14 protein-coding genes are annotated in these 15,707 nt (G+C 40.0%); 10 read left to right on the top strand and 4 right to left on the bottom strand.

Annotated elements, in window-relative coordinates; all coding sequences use genetic code 11:
- Window positions 1-90: 90 nt before the first annotated feature.
- From BUB16_RS20350 to BUB16_RS20340, 3 genes are all read right to left on the bottom strand, one after another.
- On the bottom strand, window positions 91-801 hold the full coding sequence (locus BUB16_RS20350) for a TIR domain-containing protein (protein WP_073068576.1): 711 nt from the start codon (window positions 799-801) through the stop codon (window positions 91-93).
- Between the two features lie 207 nt (window positions 802-1,008).
- A complete protein-coding gene (locus BUB16_RS20345) occupies window positions 1,009-1,977 on the bottom strand; it encodes a hypothetical protein (RefSeq protein ID WP_073068575.1) in 969 nt (322 codons plus the stop codon).
- A gap of 615 nt (window positions 1,978-2,592) precedes the next feature.
- Window positions 2,593-3,933 (bottom strand): DNA polymerase Y family protein, encoded by a 1,341-nt coding sequence (locus tag BUB16_RS20340; protein WP_073068573.1) that lies wholly within the window; start codon window positions 3,931-3,933, stop codon window positions 2,593-2,595.
- 77 nt (window positions 3,934-4,010) lie between these two features.
- Here BUB16_RS20340 and BUB16_RS20335 point away from each other — a divergent pair, with 77 nt between their 5' ends.
- The gene (locus BUB16_RS20335) at window positions 4,011-4,373 is read left to right on the top strand and encodes a hypothetical protein (protein WP_073068571.1); all 363 of its coding nucleotides are present in this window, start codon (window positions 4,011-4,013) and stop codon (window positions 4,371-4,373) included.
- Here the strand turns inward: BUB16_RS20335 and BUB16_RS20330 are convergent.
- Window positions 4,353-5,000: a LexA family protein gene (locus BUB16_RS20330; RefSeq protein WP_073068577.1), complete on the bottom strand. Its 648-nt coding sequence runs from the start codon at window positions 4,998-5,000 to the stop codon at window positions 4,353-4,355. The genes BUB16_RS20335 and BUB16_RS20330 overlap by 21 nt on opposite strands.
- A gap of 319 nt (window positions 5,001-5,319) precedes the next feature.
- Here BUB16_RS20330 and BUB16_RS20325 point away from each other — a divergent pair, with 319 nt between their 5' ends.
- From BUB16_RS20325 to BUB16_RS20285, 9 genes are all read left to right on the top strand, one after another.
- Entirely contained in the window at window positions 5,320-6,405 is a 1,086-nt protein-coding gene (locus tag BUB16_RS20325; protein WP_139240401.1) for a hypothetical protein, read from the top strand.
- 544 nt (window positions 6,406-6,949) lie between these two features.
- Window positions 6,950-8,407: a class I SAM-dependent DNA methyltransferase gene (locus BUB16_RS20320; protein ID WP_073068568.1), complete on the top strand. Its 1,458-nt coding sequence runs from the start codon at window positions 6,950-6,952 to the stop codon at window positions 8,405-8,407.
- Entirely contained in the window at window positions 8,404-9,543 is a 1,140-nt protein-coding gene (locus tag BUB16_RS20315) for a restriction endonuclease subunit S (protein ID WP_073068566.1), read from the top strand. Before BUB16_RS20320 ends, BUB16_RS20315 begins: the two co-directional genes overlap by 4 nt.
- Window positions 9,540-11,924, top strand: coding sequence for an EcoAI/FtnUII family type I restriction enzme subunit R (hsdR, locus tag BUB16_RS20310; RefSeq protein ID WP_073068563.1), 2,385 nt, complete (start codon window positions 9,540-9,542; stop codon window positions 11,922-11,924). The genes BUB16_RS20315 and hsdR overlap by 4 nt, the downstream gene beginning before the upstream one ends.
- A 106-nt stretch (window positions 11,925-12,030) precedes the next feature.
- Window positions 12,031-12,390 (top strand): type II toxin-antitoxin system MqsR family toxin, encoded by a 360-nt coding sequence (locus tag BUB16_RS20305; RefSeq protein ID WP_073068562.1) that lies wholly within the window; start codon window positions 12,031-12,033, stop codon window positions 12,388-12,390.
- A gap of 1 nt (window position 12,391) precedes the next feature.
- Entirely contained in the window at window positions 12,392-13,396 is a 1,005-nt protein-coding gene (locus BUB16_RS20300) for a type II TA system antitoxin MqsA family protein (protein ID WP_073068560.1), read from the top strand.
- Between the two features lie 460 nt (window positions 13,397-13,856).
- The gene (locus BUB16_RS20295; RefSeq protein WP_073068558.1) at window positions 13,857-14,474 is read left to right on the top strand and encodes a type IV toxin-antitoxin system AbiEi family antitoxin domain-containing protein; all 618 of its coding nucleotides are present in this window, start codon (window positions 13,857-13,859) and stop codon (window positions 14,472-14,474) included.
- Window positions 14,467-15,381, top strand: coding sequence for a nucleotidyl transferase AbiEii/AbiGii toxin family protein (locus tag BUB16_RS20290; protein WP_073068556.1), 915 nt, complete (start codon window positions 14,467-14,469; stop codon window positions 15,379-15,381). Before BUB16_RS20295 ends, BUB16_RS20290 begins: the two co-directional genes overlap by 8 nt.
- 213 nt (window positions 15,382-15,594) lie before the next feature.
- On the top strand, window positions 15,595-15,707 hold a 113-nt coding region (locus BUB16_RS20285), incomplete at its 3' end, for a transposase (protein WP_139240256.1).

Raw genomic sequence — 15,707 nt, 5'->3', positions numbered from 1 at the left:
TGTTGTCGTTGAACAAGTCAGCGGGCAACGAACAGAGCAAATTCAAAAAATTAAATCAAAGAACGTAATTTATCCTCATAACTCACGGATTCAGGCTTTAGAAAGCATTTTTCCAACTGCCTTCATTGTATAATTTGAATTTGGATCCGGCAATATGACCCTTATCTGGGAATTTTCTTTTGATAAAAAGTTTTCAATTCTATCAAAGTGGTAATTTCGCCAAGTGGCTGATCCCATAAATAATAAATCAACTTCATGGCAATTTGCGAACATCTCTTCCCAATCGATCTTTGTATTTTGAAAAGAATCAAAACTTTTGAGATTACTTATATCCTTTATCGGTCTGAACAAGTTTTTCCGTACTTTATTACAGGCTGGAGAAAGCGCAGCTCGTACATTATTGTCACTCCGATCATTATTATATGTCGCATATGTTAAACCAGCTAGATCAGTAGGTAGGTGGTGATCTTGAATTCCTCTAGGAACAATCATAAAACAACTCCTAATTCCAAGAGTACCAATAAAAATCCCAAGCTCTAAAATTACATTATCTCTAGTCGTCTTAAATTTTTCTCCCCTTAGAAAAGAAATATCATCATCAGCCAAGACAAAAATGGCGTAATCGTTATCTCTCGCTGAGTCAACTATTGTCTCTAAAATACCCTTTGATAATTCTGTGAAGGCATGTTCCCAAACCGTAATTTCCGCATCTTTGTCTAAGTTTTCTTGAATAGCATATGCTACAGATAACTTTTCACTTGATGATAAAATCATTACCCGTGGTTTATTTTGTCTTTCCATACCTGATGAAATGAGTTATTTCTTGATCTTAATTACACTTTAGAATTATAAAAAATTACTTCCTGGGAAACCACCTAACGACATTGCGCATAAGCTGCGTGCAGATCAACGTTGATTTTAAAACAAAATGTACTACAGAAATTGAAAAACTAAAAACCAGCAGGGAAGGGCGAGGCACGTCCGCTTAATGCGCGGGATATACCAAAATTATTCGTCAGCCATTTTTGCTTCTGCTGGTAAAGTAGCACGTATAGTAGCTTTAAGATCTTCGGCAGCATCGTTTAAGTTATTCATTTCATAGATTACCGTATAGTGATGATTTGTATCAAAATGAGTTTGAAACTGCTTAAAATGTGACTTTTCACATAAATAAATCACAGGTCTACCTAGCCCTTCGGCAAATCCAGCTTCCCAATACGCTCCAAGATTATTATTAGTTAAATCAGCTAGAATAAATCTCGATTTTCGAATCTCTGACCTTAATCTATTATCAATTAAACCTGCTTTAGGTTTTTCTCGAAGATTAAATAGTTCAAAACCGGTTTTAGAAACAGCTGGTTTGAAACAATCCTGATACGCTTTTTCTACATTTGAATCATTAAAATCCATAGCCATAAAGGCAACCTCTTTTGTTTCTTCACCACTACTAAATCTTTCAAATTCGGACCAGCCTCGAAAAGTGAAAGAAACAAAATTATCAAAAATTTTATTTTCAGCTTCAAACAAATAATTAAGATCTGTTTCAATTAATCCTTGTGATTTTAAATAAGCAATTATATAAACTAACTCATTATCATCTTTAGCACCGATCTTAGTTATATATTCAAGCTTCTTATCATTTGTTAATTCAATTTTCTCATCAGGTCTATTCAAATCATTTCCAATTAACAAGAGAAGATTTTGAGCTTTTTCTGCTATTGAAGGAAGGTCTATATCTCTAATAATTGTTTTAACCAGTTTGTCATCTAAATATAAGCGATCTTCTTTGTCTTCATCTTTTTGATTATTGCGTATCCAATAGCTTATAATTATGCTATGTTCTTGATAATCTGGCAAATGCATGGGAATCTCTTTTTCCCATTCAAATTTTCCACATTTGGGACATTCAACTTTGAAATATCTACCAGCATCTTTCTTTTCAACTTTCGCATCTCTTTGACAAACTGGACATTTCATATTACTGATAACTTATTTTGGTATAATGGTTAGCGCTTAAGCGGCGTGTTGATTTTTGATTTTGTTTAGTAATAAAAGACAGAATTTGTCGACTAAAAGCAAGAGGGGAGGCCCACGGCGAGTCACATCCGCTTGAAGCGCCGGGTTAGTTTGGGGCAAAGAAAGTAAAACCAGCAAAGTTGTGATAAAAACGACGGAAGAACACAGCGGACGCAAGATGATTTAGCCCCGACCGGCCAGGACAGAATGTGAAATAGGATTTTCGAAAAGGAAAAGAACTATGAGGCAGATTGAATTATGGGAAAGGCAACCCAGAAGAGGCTGAAAAATGGATATTTTTACAGCCGAAACAGCATTTTTTGACAAACCGGGAAGGCCGGCGGGCAAACTAACCTAGTCTTATACATCTGAAGTTTACACTTCTATAGAGTAACGATAATATCCAAGAATGGACAGTATTAAGTTCAGCGGACGATATGTTATGTGTATCTAAAAGGGGTAGCGAAAGTACACATAACATGTATGTGCATAATATATGCCGCCACTTGTATTAATTTGAGTTTCTCATCTCATTTAACGTCAAGAAATTGACAAGATCATTACTGGAGGAAAAAGTTATGATCGCTCTAAAAAATGCGTCTTTCCCGGGACCGTGTCCATCATGGAGGCTTTCCTTATGCTATTATTGCCAAACGTATTGTTAATAGCATCTTTTACACAGCAGAGCTGCCGTTGCCGGGGATGTTCCCGGAAGAACAGTTCCTGCTGGTTCGAATGGTCCACTTTGACGGTACCGATCCCGATGCCCCGGAGGGCATGCCCGCCTTTGAGCAAATTGTGAATGCGGGGGCCGGCTTTTTGCATGCATTCATGGTGGATGTACCCGTCCAGGTTCGTATATCCGTCGGTCATAAACCGGAAGGTGATCCCGCGGTGCTCCCGGTGCTGAATGCGCAGGTAGCAAAAATACGTGCGGGCTCGCAGGTTATATCCTCGCATGCGATAGCACAGCCGGGAAATGCCTGTCATCAGCTCTCCCCGGATGGCCGTCGGATCGGTGGTTTGGGTACTAAAGGTGTGCATATAATTCAGCTGTTCTTTGGGGGCCAGCTGATCCGTTAGCACGCGGGCCCGGTCTTTCCCAGCAATCATCTCCCACATGATCTTGCCAAAGTAGGGCCCGAAGAGTTCCTGGAAGACCGGGTATCCCCGATCGATGCCATCGGCTATGGTACGGAGCCCCTTGGTTTTTAGCTTTTGGTAGCGCTTGCGGCCGATTCCCCACACCTCATCCAGTTCCAGTGGCCCCAGGATTTCACAAGCTTCCTCTGGGCCTAAGACTACGGTGAGCCCATCCGGTTTATTCATGCCGCTGGCCAGCTTGCTGTAGGTTTTCGAATACGAGATACCGACCGAGCAGACCAACCCGGTTTCCCGGTAAAGCAGATCGCGAATAGCTTCCCCGTAGCGCTCAATCTCCGGGCGGGACTTTTCCTTCATAAAATTGATATCCAGGAAGTATTCATCCATCGAATATTTTTCGACGGTGGGGGCAAACTCTTCCAGCACATCTTCAATGAGGGCGCTGATGCCTTTGTACTTCTCGTAGTCGGCCTGTAGCCCTATGATATACGGACAGATTTGTTCGGCCTCGTAGGCGCTCATGGCGGTCTTGATCCCCAGCGCCCGGGCCTCATACGAGCTGGTGGCCACAATGCCCCGCGGGATCCCCTTAGTGCCTTTATACCATCCCCCGATATAGACCGGTAGCCCGTGGAGCCGAAAACATTGCTGCTCGACCTGGGCATAAAAACAGGCCATATCCAAATGCAGGTACAACCGCTCCTTGATGGAGGTGTGCTGCATGTCCCGGCTTACGCACCGGTAGTCGGTAATCTTGTGCACATCCTCATCGGGATTGTAGGTGCCAGTATTAATAGCAGGATATTTAGGCATGAAATTAATATTGAAACTAATGGACAATTATTCCTAATATACATGAAAAGAAACATGAAAAATAGGAAAAAGCAACTATGCAAACCGTCCTCAAAGAAAAAGTCAATGTGGATGCGGTCTTTCGCAGCTTTAGCGATGCCAGCGGAGATAGCCGCAGCGGCTGGGAGCACAAGCGGATACAACCCAGGTATGTAAAGCGAAAGAAGGGAGAAGTGTTAAGAATCCAGGAAGTCCGCCGCTCCTATGCCCAGCGGAAGGGAAAACGCCTGCAGGTCCATTTTGTGATCCGGTGCGAGGACGAGCGCTATTTTCACCTGGTATACGATGCCGAGAAGATCATCTGGATCCTGCTGTATGAGTTTGACGATCAGATGCTGTTTGATGAGAAACAGGTGGATATCGATATCCAGTGGAACGGCTTATCCGGCTCGGAAGATTAGTCCCCAATCGTTGCCCTTTTTCCACGCCTTGCCAACATAGGTGCCGTATACCGTGACCTTCTCCCATTCCTCAGGAGTGATATCAATCGGATCAAAGGAGGGATTTTCCGGCTGCAGGGTAATCCCATCGGCTCGTTTGCGAATGGTTTTCAGGGTGGTCTCCCCGCGGTAACGAATGGCCCCGATCTCTCCATCGCCCGGCTCGCGGGGATCAATGATAATATAATCCCCGTCACGGATGTCGGCGTCAATCATGCTTTCCCCATCCACAATCAGCGCAAAGTAGTGATCGGAGGTTTCCGGGTGTATCTCGACCGGCAGGTGCCCAAGGTTCTCGCTGATCGCCTCATGCATCGCTCCGGCGGCAATGCGTCCCTTCACCGGGATGCCGGGATAAAAGCCGGAGAGTTCATTGCGTTTGCTGGGATGAATATCGTAATGGCCGCGGCCATGTTTGGCCAGGTAATTCTTTTTGGTCAAGGCCTGCAGGTGCTGGTAAATGCTGTTGGAGGAGCTATAGCCAAACGCCTCTTGCATATCCTCATAGCTGGGGAACTGGCTATAGTCCTCGTAGAAATCCAGGATATACTCCCAAAGCTGCTGCTGTTTGTCGGTCAGTGATTTCATAAGGGCATTATACAAAATTATATGAAAAATCACATGAATTACCTCATTTATACTATGAAATAGGTGAACCTGTACATTTATTTCATTTAAGACGGTGCTCCATCATATTCATAGATATCCAACAGTATATGATGCTAGCCAATTCTTTTAGATTCCCCCTTTTGTTATTTTTTTGACGTAATGTCAATATTCCTTCTTCTAGCTTTTGATTTTATTCGAGAGATTTATGAGACATTTCATCATTTTGTAACTAAATAATGTCAAATGGATGAGACCTTTTGCACATAGGTCTTCTTCGATTAACCTTAATCTGATTACCATGGGCAATATCACTTTTCACCGAGAACGACTTTATGATAACGTCTGGTCCAAACCTGTTAGCCATTTAGCTAAAGATTTTGGAATAACAAGTCATCAACTGTATAAGGTCTGCCAAGAGCTAAATGTACCCACTCCTTCCTCTGGCTATTGGGCAAAGAAGAGACATAACAAAACAGTTAAAAAGCCTGCGTTACCAGAATCTAAAAAGGAGACTTATACCCTTACGGTTAGGGGAAAACTAACATCATCTGAAAAAACAGTTAATTCAAAGAAGACGATAACCGTTTCTAAACGACTAACGAAACCTCATATCCTGGTAAAACAAGCGCGTGACGATATCGATAAAAACTCCTTGAATCGGTTTAATAGAGTACGTGGTGGACGTCCTTTAGATATTTCTGTTTCTCCCGATAACGTAAAAAGGGGACTTCTCATCTTAGATGCGTTACTAAAAGAGCTTGAAAAGCGCGGCTATTCAGTGCATACCGAAAGGCATAACAGCTCTTACTGGACTTATATCAAAATTGATAAGGATAAAATGTACATCCAGTTAAGAGAAGAAGGGACCCGTCGAAAAAGAACAGAAAAAAAACATAGTTGGGGATATGAATACGAATATAATCCCACGGGAAAACTAAAACTATTATTACTCGAGAACAGGTGGCAAACATCTTCGAAAGTCCTTTCAGATACGAAGTCTGAAAAACTGGAAGACAGATTAGATGAATTCTTTTTTAAGCTTGAATCAATGGCCGAAAAAATAAAATCGAAGCGTCTTAAAAGAGAGGAACGACATAAGAAGCGAGAACTTGAACAACAAATTGAAGAAGCTATTGAAGACCAGGAAAAATCGGAGCAGGAACGACTAGCAAAACTTAAACAAAGGGCTAATAGCTTCATGAAGTCCCAATATATTTATGACTTTATAGCTGAAATTGAGAACCTGCAATCTCAATTGGATCTAAGTGAAGAAGAACAGCTGAAATTTAAGGGATGGCTTATTTGGACCCGGAATCATGCAGATCGATTAAATCCAGTGAAACAGATGGTGAAAGAAATTCTAGGTCCCTCTGGAAACAACTAATTGCCTTTTAAAATAAAATTATTCGAGAGTGTGTGGGCTCCTTTTATCTTCCGCGTGTGAATTTTGGCCTCTTTCAACTCCTTCATAGTATATCCCCCTTCCTCTCATGTAGATAAGGATTGAACCAGACATATTTAACTGGTTCGTTTACAAGGTCATTATACTGAAACGACCTTGTATTCGAACCAAGTACACATGTTATCAATAGCAAGCGACATTGCTCTTCTTTCACATAGCCGTGTTAGTTCCTGTATAATTTATCGGACATGCTATTTTGAAGTTTGTAATATTGTATTCCCTGCATGGTTCTGTTTCGCCCCGTTATTATGGCAAGCTTGGATTACAATAGAGATCCTCGGGGAAGGTAATTGGTCAAAATTCTTATCGACTAAATCGTAATTTCTTAAAGCAGGATTTAACTTGACAGGCGATTTGTTGAATAAGTGGTATATATTTGAATTTATATACACATATTACTATTTAACATTCCTTTCTTCTAAATAAAAAAAACAGGCGTAAACGGGTTATTTAAATAATACACATCATGTACGAACAGACGTTTAAGAATATTGATGATAAACTTCGCCAAGATGCGGGTTGTGATAGTGAGATCGATTATATAGAGCAGACATCTTGGATACTCTTCTTGAAGTACCTCCATGATTTAGAAAAAGACAAGGCAGATGAGGCGGCATTAAAAGGGAGAGATTATGAATATATATTGGATGAAAAATACCAGTGGGACGTTTGGGCTGCTCCGAAGGATGAAGATGGAGAGCTTGATCACAAAGAAGCCATGATAGGGCCTGACTTGGTAGAGTTTGTTGATGAAGAGTTGTTCCCTTATCTCAGCCAATTTAGACAACAGCATATTGATAGTCCAAAGACAATTGAATACAAGATTGGCGAAATTTTCTCAGGCTTAGAGAACAAGCTCCACAGTGGATATATCCTGCGTGATGTTATTAACCACGTAGATGAATTGCCTTTTATGTCTGCAGAGGACAAACACGAACTCAGTCATCTTTATGAGACCAAAATTAAGGATATGGGCAATGCCGGACGTTCTGGTGGGCAGTATTATACGCCACGGCCTCTGATTCGCGCTATGATTAATGTGATTGATCCCCAGGTAGGAGAAACGGTGTATGATGGTGCCGCAGGTTCAGCAGGATTCTTATGCGAAGCCTATGAGTATATGTACGAGCGGATGGAGAAGACGACGGAAAACCTTCATACCCTGCAAAAAGATACTTTTTTTGGTAAGGAGAAAAAGAACTTAGCTTATATCATTGGAACCATGAACATGATTCTTCATGGTATCGAGGCTCCGAATTTACTGCGTACTAATACACTTGCGGAGGATGTCCGACAAATACAAGAAAAAGACCGCCATGATGTAATTTTAGCTAATCCTCCATTTGGCGGAAAGGAGCGCAAAGAAGTACAGCAAAACTTTGATATAAAAACCAGTGAAACAGCCTTTTTGTTTTTACAACACTTTATTAGATCGTTAAAAGCTGGTGGTAGGGCAGCAGTAGTGATTAAGAATACCTTTTTAAGTAATGCTGATAATGCTACAATTAGTCTTAGAAAATATCTGCTTGAAACCTGTAAGCTTGAGGCGGTCCTTAATATGCCTGGCGGCACTTTTTTAGGTGCGGGAGTTAAAACAGTCATTCTTTTCTTTGAAAAAGGAGAGCCAACCAAGAATATCTGGTATTATGATTTTGCGCCTGAACGCAGTTTGGGAAAGACTGACCCGCTTAATGACAAAGACCTTACTGAGTTTGTAGAAATACAAGAGGATAAACCGGAAACAGAGCAGTCTTGGAATGTTGGTATTAATGAAATCTCAGATAATACGCTTGATCTAAGTGTAAAGAATCCTAATGCTCCAGACGGTGATGAACTTCGGCCTCCTAAGGAAATACTTGAAGAAATGGAGAGACTTGATTCAGAAACGAATAGTATCCTTCAATCATTAAAAAAGTTGGTATGAGAAGCGATTGGCCAGTTAAAAAACTTTCAGAAATTGCAAATATTCAAACTGGCAAACATAATGCCAGCCATGCTCAAGAAGATGGGAAGTATAGGTTTTATACTTGTGCAATGGAGCACCAATATTGTGACACCAAGAGATTTGACGGAGAATGTATAATATTACCAGGAAATGGGGCCAATGTTGGTGAGGTCTTTTACTTCGATGGTGAGTTTGATGCTTACCAAAGAACTTATGTTATCGATGAAATAGAAGAATATCCAATGTACGTATATTATCATTTAAAAGCCTTCTGGAGGGGATATAACCTCAATAAGCAATATGGCTCTGCTACAAATTATATCAAGATGGGGAATTTTACAGAGTATGAAATTCCCGTTCCCCCACTTGACGAACAAAAGCGGATTGTATCTATTTTAGATGATGCCTTTGAAGCTGCTGAACGGTCAAGGAATTATATTGAGCGGAATGTTAAAAATGTAGAAGAGCTGTTCGAAAGCCGGTTAAAAGATCTTTTTTCCGATATTAATGGTGTAAGAAAGAAAAAACTTAGTAAAGTTTGTGAAATAATTGGTGGTGGTACACCTTCTAAGAAAAAGGATGAATATTATGGAGGAAACATTCCTTGGGCCACCGTTAGAGATATGAATTATGATATCCTTAAAGCCACTGATCATTCAATTACAAAGTTAGGCCTTGATAATAGTTCAACTAATATAATACCTAAAAATAATGTTGTTATAGCCACAAGAGTAGGCCTTGGTAAAGTTTGTATCCTCGATCAGGATACCGCAATAAATCAAGATTTGAAGGGCATTTTACCTAAAGATAATAACCTAATACCTGAATATTTGTTTGTCTGGTTTAAAAGTATAGCAGATAAAATTGTCGATGCTGGTACTGGAGCGACGGTACAAGGGGTGAAGTTGCCATTCGTTAAATCACTTGAAATACCAATAGTCTCAATTTCAGAACAAAAAAGTATTGTTGAACTCCATGACAAAACAAGAGATAGTCTAAGCTCCCTAACTGATTCTTACAGAAAAAAAATTAAAAATATTGATGAGTTAAAGAAATCTATACTCCATGAAGCTTTTACAGGGAAATTAACTGCAAAAGAACAATTAGTGGCATGAATGAAGCGCAGACAAGGTTAGAGCTTATCACACCTGCGCTTAAAGATGCAGGCTGGGGAGAGGTAGAGGACAGCCGCATTCAAGTAGAGTATTCCATTACTAAAGGACGTTTAATTGGGCATGGTCAGAGACAAGACCCGCTTATTGCTGACTACGTACTTGTCTACAAAGGTCGAAGGCTGGCAGTAATAGAAGCCAAAAAGCAAGATAAGTATTACACTGATGGTGTAGGGCAAGCCAAACGATATGCCGAACGTCTGAACATACAGCATGCTTATTCTACCAATGGTGAGCGCATTTATGCCATTGATATGGAGGAGGGCAATGAAGGGGAAATTGAGAAGTTTCCTACCCCAAAAGAGCTTTGGGAAATGGCAATGCCTGTCAAGGAAATTAAAGAGAAGCCGGAGATTTGGAACTGGAAGCAGCGATTCCAGGAAATACCTTATGAGCTATACATGGGCAAATATCTCCCCTATTCTTTCCAAGAGAATGCCATTACTAAAGTGCTGGACTCAATTGGAGAAGGCAGAGATCGACTTTTACTTACGATGGCTACCGGCACCGGCAAGACTGCTACAGCTTTTCATATTTGTTGGAAGCTTTTTCAGGCAAAATGGAATCTGAGAAGAGATGGTAGGCGACGTCCAAGAATTCTTTTTTTGGCCGATCGAAATATACTTGCCGACCAAGCCTTTAATGCCTTTAGTGCTTTTGACGAAGAGGCCTTGGTTCGTATTCGTCCCGAAGATATCAGGAAGAGAGGCCGAGTTCCCAAGAATGGAAGTGTATTCTTTACCATTTTCCAGACCTTTATGAGTGGTCCGGATAATTCGCCTTACTTCGGTGAATATTCTGAAGACTTTTTTGATTTCATCATCATTGATGAGTGCCACCGTGGCGGAGCCAATGATGAAAGTACGTGGCGTGGTATCATGGAGCATTTCAGTCCTGCAGTACAGTTAGGCCTAACGGCAACGCCCAAGCGTGATGTCAATGTAGATACCTACGAATATTTTGGGGAACCTGTCTATACCTATTCTTTAAAGCAGGGTATAAATGACGGATTTTTAACGCCATTCAAAGTAAAAGAGATTTCAACCACTGGTGATACCTATCAATACACGGATGATGATGAAGTAATTGAAGGAGTAGTTGATGAGGAAAAAGAATATACCCTCTTAGAACAGAACCGAATCATAGAGATTAAAAAAATTGAGCAGTACCGTGTAAAGCTACTCATGGACATGATGAATCAAGACCAAAAAACACTGGTTTTCTGTAACACTCAACCTCATGCCGCCGCAATTCGTGATCTGATCAATCAAATTGCCGAAAGTAACAATCCAAATTATTGTCATCGGGTTACAGCTGATGACGGTGCTTTAGGAGAACAGCATCTTCGTGACTTTCAGGATAATGAGAAGACTATCCCTACGGTATTGACGACTTCTCGTAAACTTAGCACAGGAGTTGATGCACCGGAAGTGCGGAATATCGTCCTGATGCGACCTGTTAATACAATGGTTGAGTTTAAACAGATCATTGGCCGGGGTACACGCCTATATGAGAATAAGGATCACTTCACTATTTATGACTTTTATCAAACGGCTCATAAGAAGTTTAACGATCCTGAATGGGATGGGGCATTGGTTGTACCGGAGCCGGATACGCCACGTCCTGATGACCCAGAGCCTTGTGAGGATTGCGGACAGATTCCATGTATATGCGCCAAAGAGCCTGAGTATTGCGATGAATGTGGTAATGCCCCTTGTACCTGTGATACTCCTTCCAGAAGAATGACTCGTATAAAGCTCTCCGATAACAAGGTGCGGGAATTGGATTCCATGGTTAAGACTTCTTTTTGGAGTCCGGATGGAAAGCCAATTTCATCAGAAGAGTTCATAAGAAATCTGTTTGGTGATATACCATCATTAATTGATAGTGAAGAAGAGCTAAGGGAGATTTGGAGTAAGCCAAGCACCAGAAAGCAATTATTGGAAGAGCTAAGAGAGAAAGGATATTCAAGACAACAATTAGAAGACTTGAAAAAAATAGTCCATGGAGAAGATAGTGATCTTTTCGATGTCCTCTCCTATGTAGCCTACCATGTTGATTTAGTACCAAGGTCTGAACGAGCTAATCGTGCGAAACTCTATTTGGATGATTATGATCCCAAAAAGCAAGAGTTTATTAACTTTGTACTTGATCAGTATGTCAAAGATGGGGTGGATGAGTTAGACGATTCCAAGTTGCCTGAATTACTTGAGTTGAAATACCGAGCCATTGCAAATGCCAAATCTGAGCTCGGAGATATTCAATCCATTCGCAGTACCTTTATCGATTTTCAAGAACATCTTTACCGACAACAGGCTAGCTAAAAATAGGTTGAAATACCCATATACAATCTTAAAATTATATAATTATTTATTTGCAATAAAAATGATACTTTATAGTTGTATTACATACAATATTGTTATATAATTAATGAACAAAAGAAAAGCAGTTAAACAATTCTTAAAACGATTTAAGCAAAAAGCGAGAACCTGGCGGATTGTATTCCTTGACAAAAGATCTAAAAACACACAAGCATTGTTGGATCTTGAAATTAACCCTAAAGAACGAAAGGAAGTCCTGCTTAACCTTGACGTAGAAGACTACAGCGAAGGTCCTATAACAGATGAGTTTAATCTCGGATCTGACTTATGGGTTTTCGGAAAAGTCGTTAAACATGAGGAAGTCTATATAAAGATAACCCTTGGTAAAGAGAGTAACCCGGTTATATGTGTTTCGTTTCATATTGCTGAATACGAAATGACCTATCCATTTAAAAAACATGAGGAATAACATGGAAAGCCCAATTACTGGTGGACCAACAAGGCTGGAAACAGAACCCCGCGACCTAGAGTTTCGAAATGAAACCTATACAATTAAGTACCATTACTATATCTGTGAAGATACGGATACAGAATTTACAACTGAGGCTCTTGACGAAATAAACATTACCCAGGTACATAATCTATACCGTAAGAACCACTCTATCCCTTTTCCCGAAGAAATGCGAAGCACTCGCGAAAAGTATGGTCTAAGTGCTCGTAAGATGTCACTTATCCTGGAGTTTGGCGAAAACCAATATAACAGATATGAAAATGGGGCTATGCCAAGTTTATCAAATGCTCGTTTGATTCAGGCGGCTAAAGATCCGGAGGATTTCCTTGAATTTCTTAAGGCGAGCAATGTATTAGAGGGGAAGAAACTTGAAAAAAAGGTTAAACAAATTAAAAAACTTATTTTTGAAGAGACTACTTCTCCTAAACTAAACCTAATTGAATATTTATTAGGTGATAGCAGGCCGAATGAGTACAATGGATTTCGAGAGCCTAATCTCGAGAAGGTTATGAACATGATATTGTACTTTGCCAAACAAATGAATCCATGGGAGACTGGTATGAATAAAGTGATGTTTTATTCCGACTTTTCCTTTTTTAAACGCACTTGTTTTTCAATATCAGGAACCGAGTACAGAGCTATCCAGCATGGCCCTGTTTTAAAAAAATATGGAGCCATCTTTGAAGAAGCAGAGGAAATGGGTTTTATAAAAATAAGGTTTGATGAAACGCGCTATGAGGGTAGCATTTGCAAACAGTTTTTGCCGGGTGAGAAAAAGTTCAATTCTGACTTATTTAGTGAAGTAGAATTACAAACGCTTCAAGATGTAGTAGATCGATTTGATGGAATGAAGACTTCAAAAATATCGGATATCAGTCATGAAGAGGATGCTTGGTTAGAAAATATTGAGGAAAAGGAATTGATTAACTATTTACATGCTTTTGATTTAAAAGCATTGAATTGATCTATGAAATAAAAACTGTTTATCGGCGATAATTTGTAATAGCCACGACTTGATCTGACAGTCAGCCGTTAGAAGTTGGTTTTAGTTGTCAGGTTAATCTCATCTGAGTTTGGCTCTTCCAGAGCTGGTTGTTCAGCGTTTAACTCAATATCAGATTCAGCCGAATGTGACTTAGTCCGACAGACTCCTAGATGAAGATAATTCTATAAAAAGGATATTTTAATTACCAGGGCCGTGGATTCAATATTAAAATCCGCACAGAAAGTTAATGCTTATCTAAATATCTTTTGTGCAAGGTACCAAGATTTAGACTATCCCCCAGCTGCCCCAGAAAGAAATTAGAGAAAATATTCAAGACATTATTCGTAAAATCGAACGAGTAGTTAAAGATAGTACAAAAAGTTGCACTTATGTACAAAAACGCATACACTTATAAATAAATGTATGCAAAATTGTGCGCATGTATGTTTCAAAAGAAAAAATAGATAATGCCATAAATGTTTTTAAAAAACATGGAGGCATACTCAGAACTTCAGAAGCTCTGGATGAGGGTATATACCGACGGACGCTTTATCATATGGAGGAGAAAGGGTTCCTAACTAAGCTTGAGCGTGGAGTGTACAAACTTTCAGATACTGATATGCTTTCTAATCCTGATCTGGCGATTGTAGCAAAGAAAATCCCAAAGGCTAAACTTTGTCTTGTTTCAGCACTGGATTTTCACGAGATGACAACAGAAATTCCACACAAGGTCCATATTGCTCTTCCCAGGACCAGTAGAGATCCCAAGCTTGACCATCCTCCCATTAAAGTTTATCGTTTTTCAGGAGATAGTCTTACCGAAGGTATAGAAAAGCATAAAGTAGATGGGGCAGAAATTCAGGTGTATAATCCGGCCAAGACGATTGCCGACTGTTTTAAATTTAGAAATAAGATAGGACTTGATATCGCGATGGAAGCTCTGGCACAGGGAATAGAGCAGGGGAAAGCAAGTTACAGTGATATTATGAAGTATGCCAAAATTTGTCGTGTTAAAACTGTTATAAAGCCATATCTGGAGGCTATTGCACATGGATAAGCCCACTCAAAGCACAATTGACTCTGTTCACCAGCGGCTTCTTAATAAGGCTCGTGAAACGGGCCGCCCGTTTAATGAACTGTTGCAGTATTATGCAATGGAGAAATTTCTTCTCCGGATGAGTAAACTGCCCAATGCTAAAGATTTTGTTTTAAAAGGAGCTCTTTTGCTTCGGGCCACCGGTATAACAGATATTCGTCCAACACGGGATATTGACGTACTTAAATATGGAAACAGTTCAATACCAAAACTTGAGGAAAACATAGCAGAATGCTGCAAGATTGATATTAAAGGGGATGGATTAGAATTCGATCCGGATAGCGTAAAGGGAGAAGAGATTCGTGAACAAGAGGCCTACGATGGAGTGCGGATAAAAGTCCGCGGTAATTTGGGTAATGCCCGTATCACTATCCAGATTGACATTGGTTTTGGGGATGTTATAACACCGGAACCACTTTGGGTTGAGTATCCAACGATACTTGATAATGATAAACCCAGGATTCAGGCTTATACCTTAGAAAGTGCCATTGCAGAAAAGTACCAGGCAATGGTTAGTTTAGATTTGGCAAATAGCCGGATGAAAGATTTCTATGACATCTATTTTTTATCAGAGAATCATCCTTTTGAGGGACGAAAACTACAGAAGGCAATCGAGGAAACTTTTAATCGAAGAGAAACGGATATCCCTACACAAATACCTATTGCGTTAACGCCAGCTTTCTTTGACGAAGAAACTAAGGTAAGTCAGTGGAAGGCATTCCTTGGGAAGATATCTGATGATCAGGTTCCAGAAGATCCCCTAAAGGTGGTAAATAGGCTTAAGAAATTTCTTTGGCCGGTTACTGAAGGACTGCATCAAGATGAATCATTTAAAATGAGCTGGACCGAAGAAAAGCAGTGGGAATAAGTTCTTATTTCAAGCACAACATTATTTAGGAGGAACGAAGGTCTTAGAATTAAAATTTAAAAATCGACTTTTGTTAAATCCCCGAATTTATTAAATGTGGATCATTTGTTCCCTATGTATTCTATAATCCGCTCTAGATCTGCACTATTTTTGTATGTAAGCTTCCCTGAAAGTTGACCGTTTGAAAGTAGATAAAATTCACTACTTTTAACTATGAAAAAATCACGATTTAGCGAATCCCAAATCATCTCTATCCTCAACAAACAGGAGCAGGGACTGAAGGTCCGAGACATCTGTCGCGAGCATGGCATCAGCGACGCGACCTT

The sequence above is a fragment of the Fodinibius roseus genome (assembly GCF_900129315.1).
In the GTDB taxonomy this organism is placed as follows: domain Bacteria; phylum Bacteroidota; class Rhodothermia; order Balneolales; family Balneolaceae; genus Fodinibius; species Fodinibius roseus.
Note: the sequence above shows the minus strand (reverse complement) of the source record. Positions and strands in the feature narration are given on the sequence as shown.

What these genes read in the sequence shown, in the direction of transcription:
- BUB16_RS20350 (WP_073068576.1), bottom strand. Translation starts at nt 801, where the DNA reads ATGGAAAGACAAAATAAACCACGGGTAATGATTTTATCATCAAGTGAA.
- BUB16_RS20345 (WP_073068575.1), bottom strand. Translation starts at nt 1,977, where the DNA reads ATGAAATGTCCAGTTTGTCAAAGAGATGCGAAAGTTGAAAAGAAAGAT.
- BUB16_RS20340 (WP_073068573.1), bottom strand. Translation starts at nt 3,933, where the DNA reads ATGCCTAAATATCCTGCTATTAATACTGGCACCTACAATCCCGATGAG.
- BUB16_RS20335 (WP_073068571.1), top strand. Translation starts at nt 4,011, where the DNA reads ATGCAAACCGTCCTCAAAGAAAAAGTCAATGTGGATGCGGTCTTTCGC.
- BUB16_RS20330 (WP_073068577.1), bottom strand. Translation starts at nt 5,000, where the DNA reads ATGAAATCACTGACCGACAAACAGCAGCAGCTTTGGGAGTATATCCTG.
- BUB16_RS20325 (WP_139240401.1), top strand. Translation starts at nt 5,320, where the DNA reads ATGGGCAATATCACTTTTCACCGAGAACGACTTTATGATAACGTCTGG.
- BUB16_RS20320 (WP_073068568.1), top strand. Translation starts at nt 6,950, where the DNA reads ATGTACGAACAGACGTTTAAGAATATTGATGATAAACTTCGCCAAGAT.
- BUB16_RS20315 (WP_073068566.1), top strand. Translation starts at nt 8,404, where the DNA reads ATGAGAAGCGATTGGCCAGTTAAAAAACTTTCAGAAATTGCAAATATT.
- hsdR (WP_073068563.1), top strand. Translation starts at nt 9,540, where the DNA reads ATGAATGAAGCGCAGACAAGGTTAGAGCTTATCACACCTGCGCTTAAA.
- BUB16_RS20305 (WP_073068562.1), top strand. Translation starts at nt 12,031, where the DNA reads ATGAACAAAAGAAAAGCAGTTAAACAATTCTTAAAACGATTTAAGCAA.
- BUB16_RS20300 (WP_073068560.1), top strand. Translation starts at nt 12,392, where the DNA reads ATGGAAAGCCCAATTACTGGTGGACCAACAAGGCTGGAAACAGAACCC.
- BUB16_RS20295 (WP_073068558.1), top strand. Translation starts at nt 13,857, where the DNA reads ATGTATGTTTCAAAAGAAAAAATAGATAATGCCATAAATGTTTTTAAA.
- BUB16_RS20290 (WP_073068556.1), top strand. Translation starts at nt 14,467, where the DNA reads ATGGATAAGCCCACTCAAAGCACAATTGACTCTGTTCACCAGCGGCTT.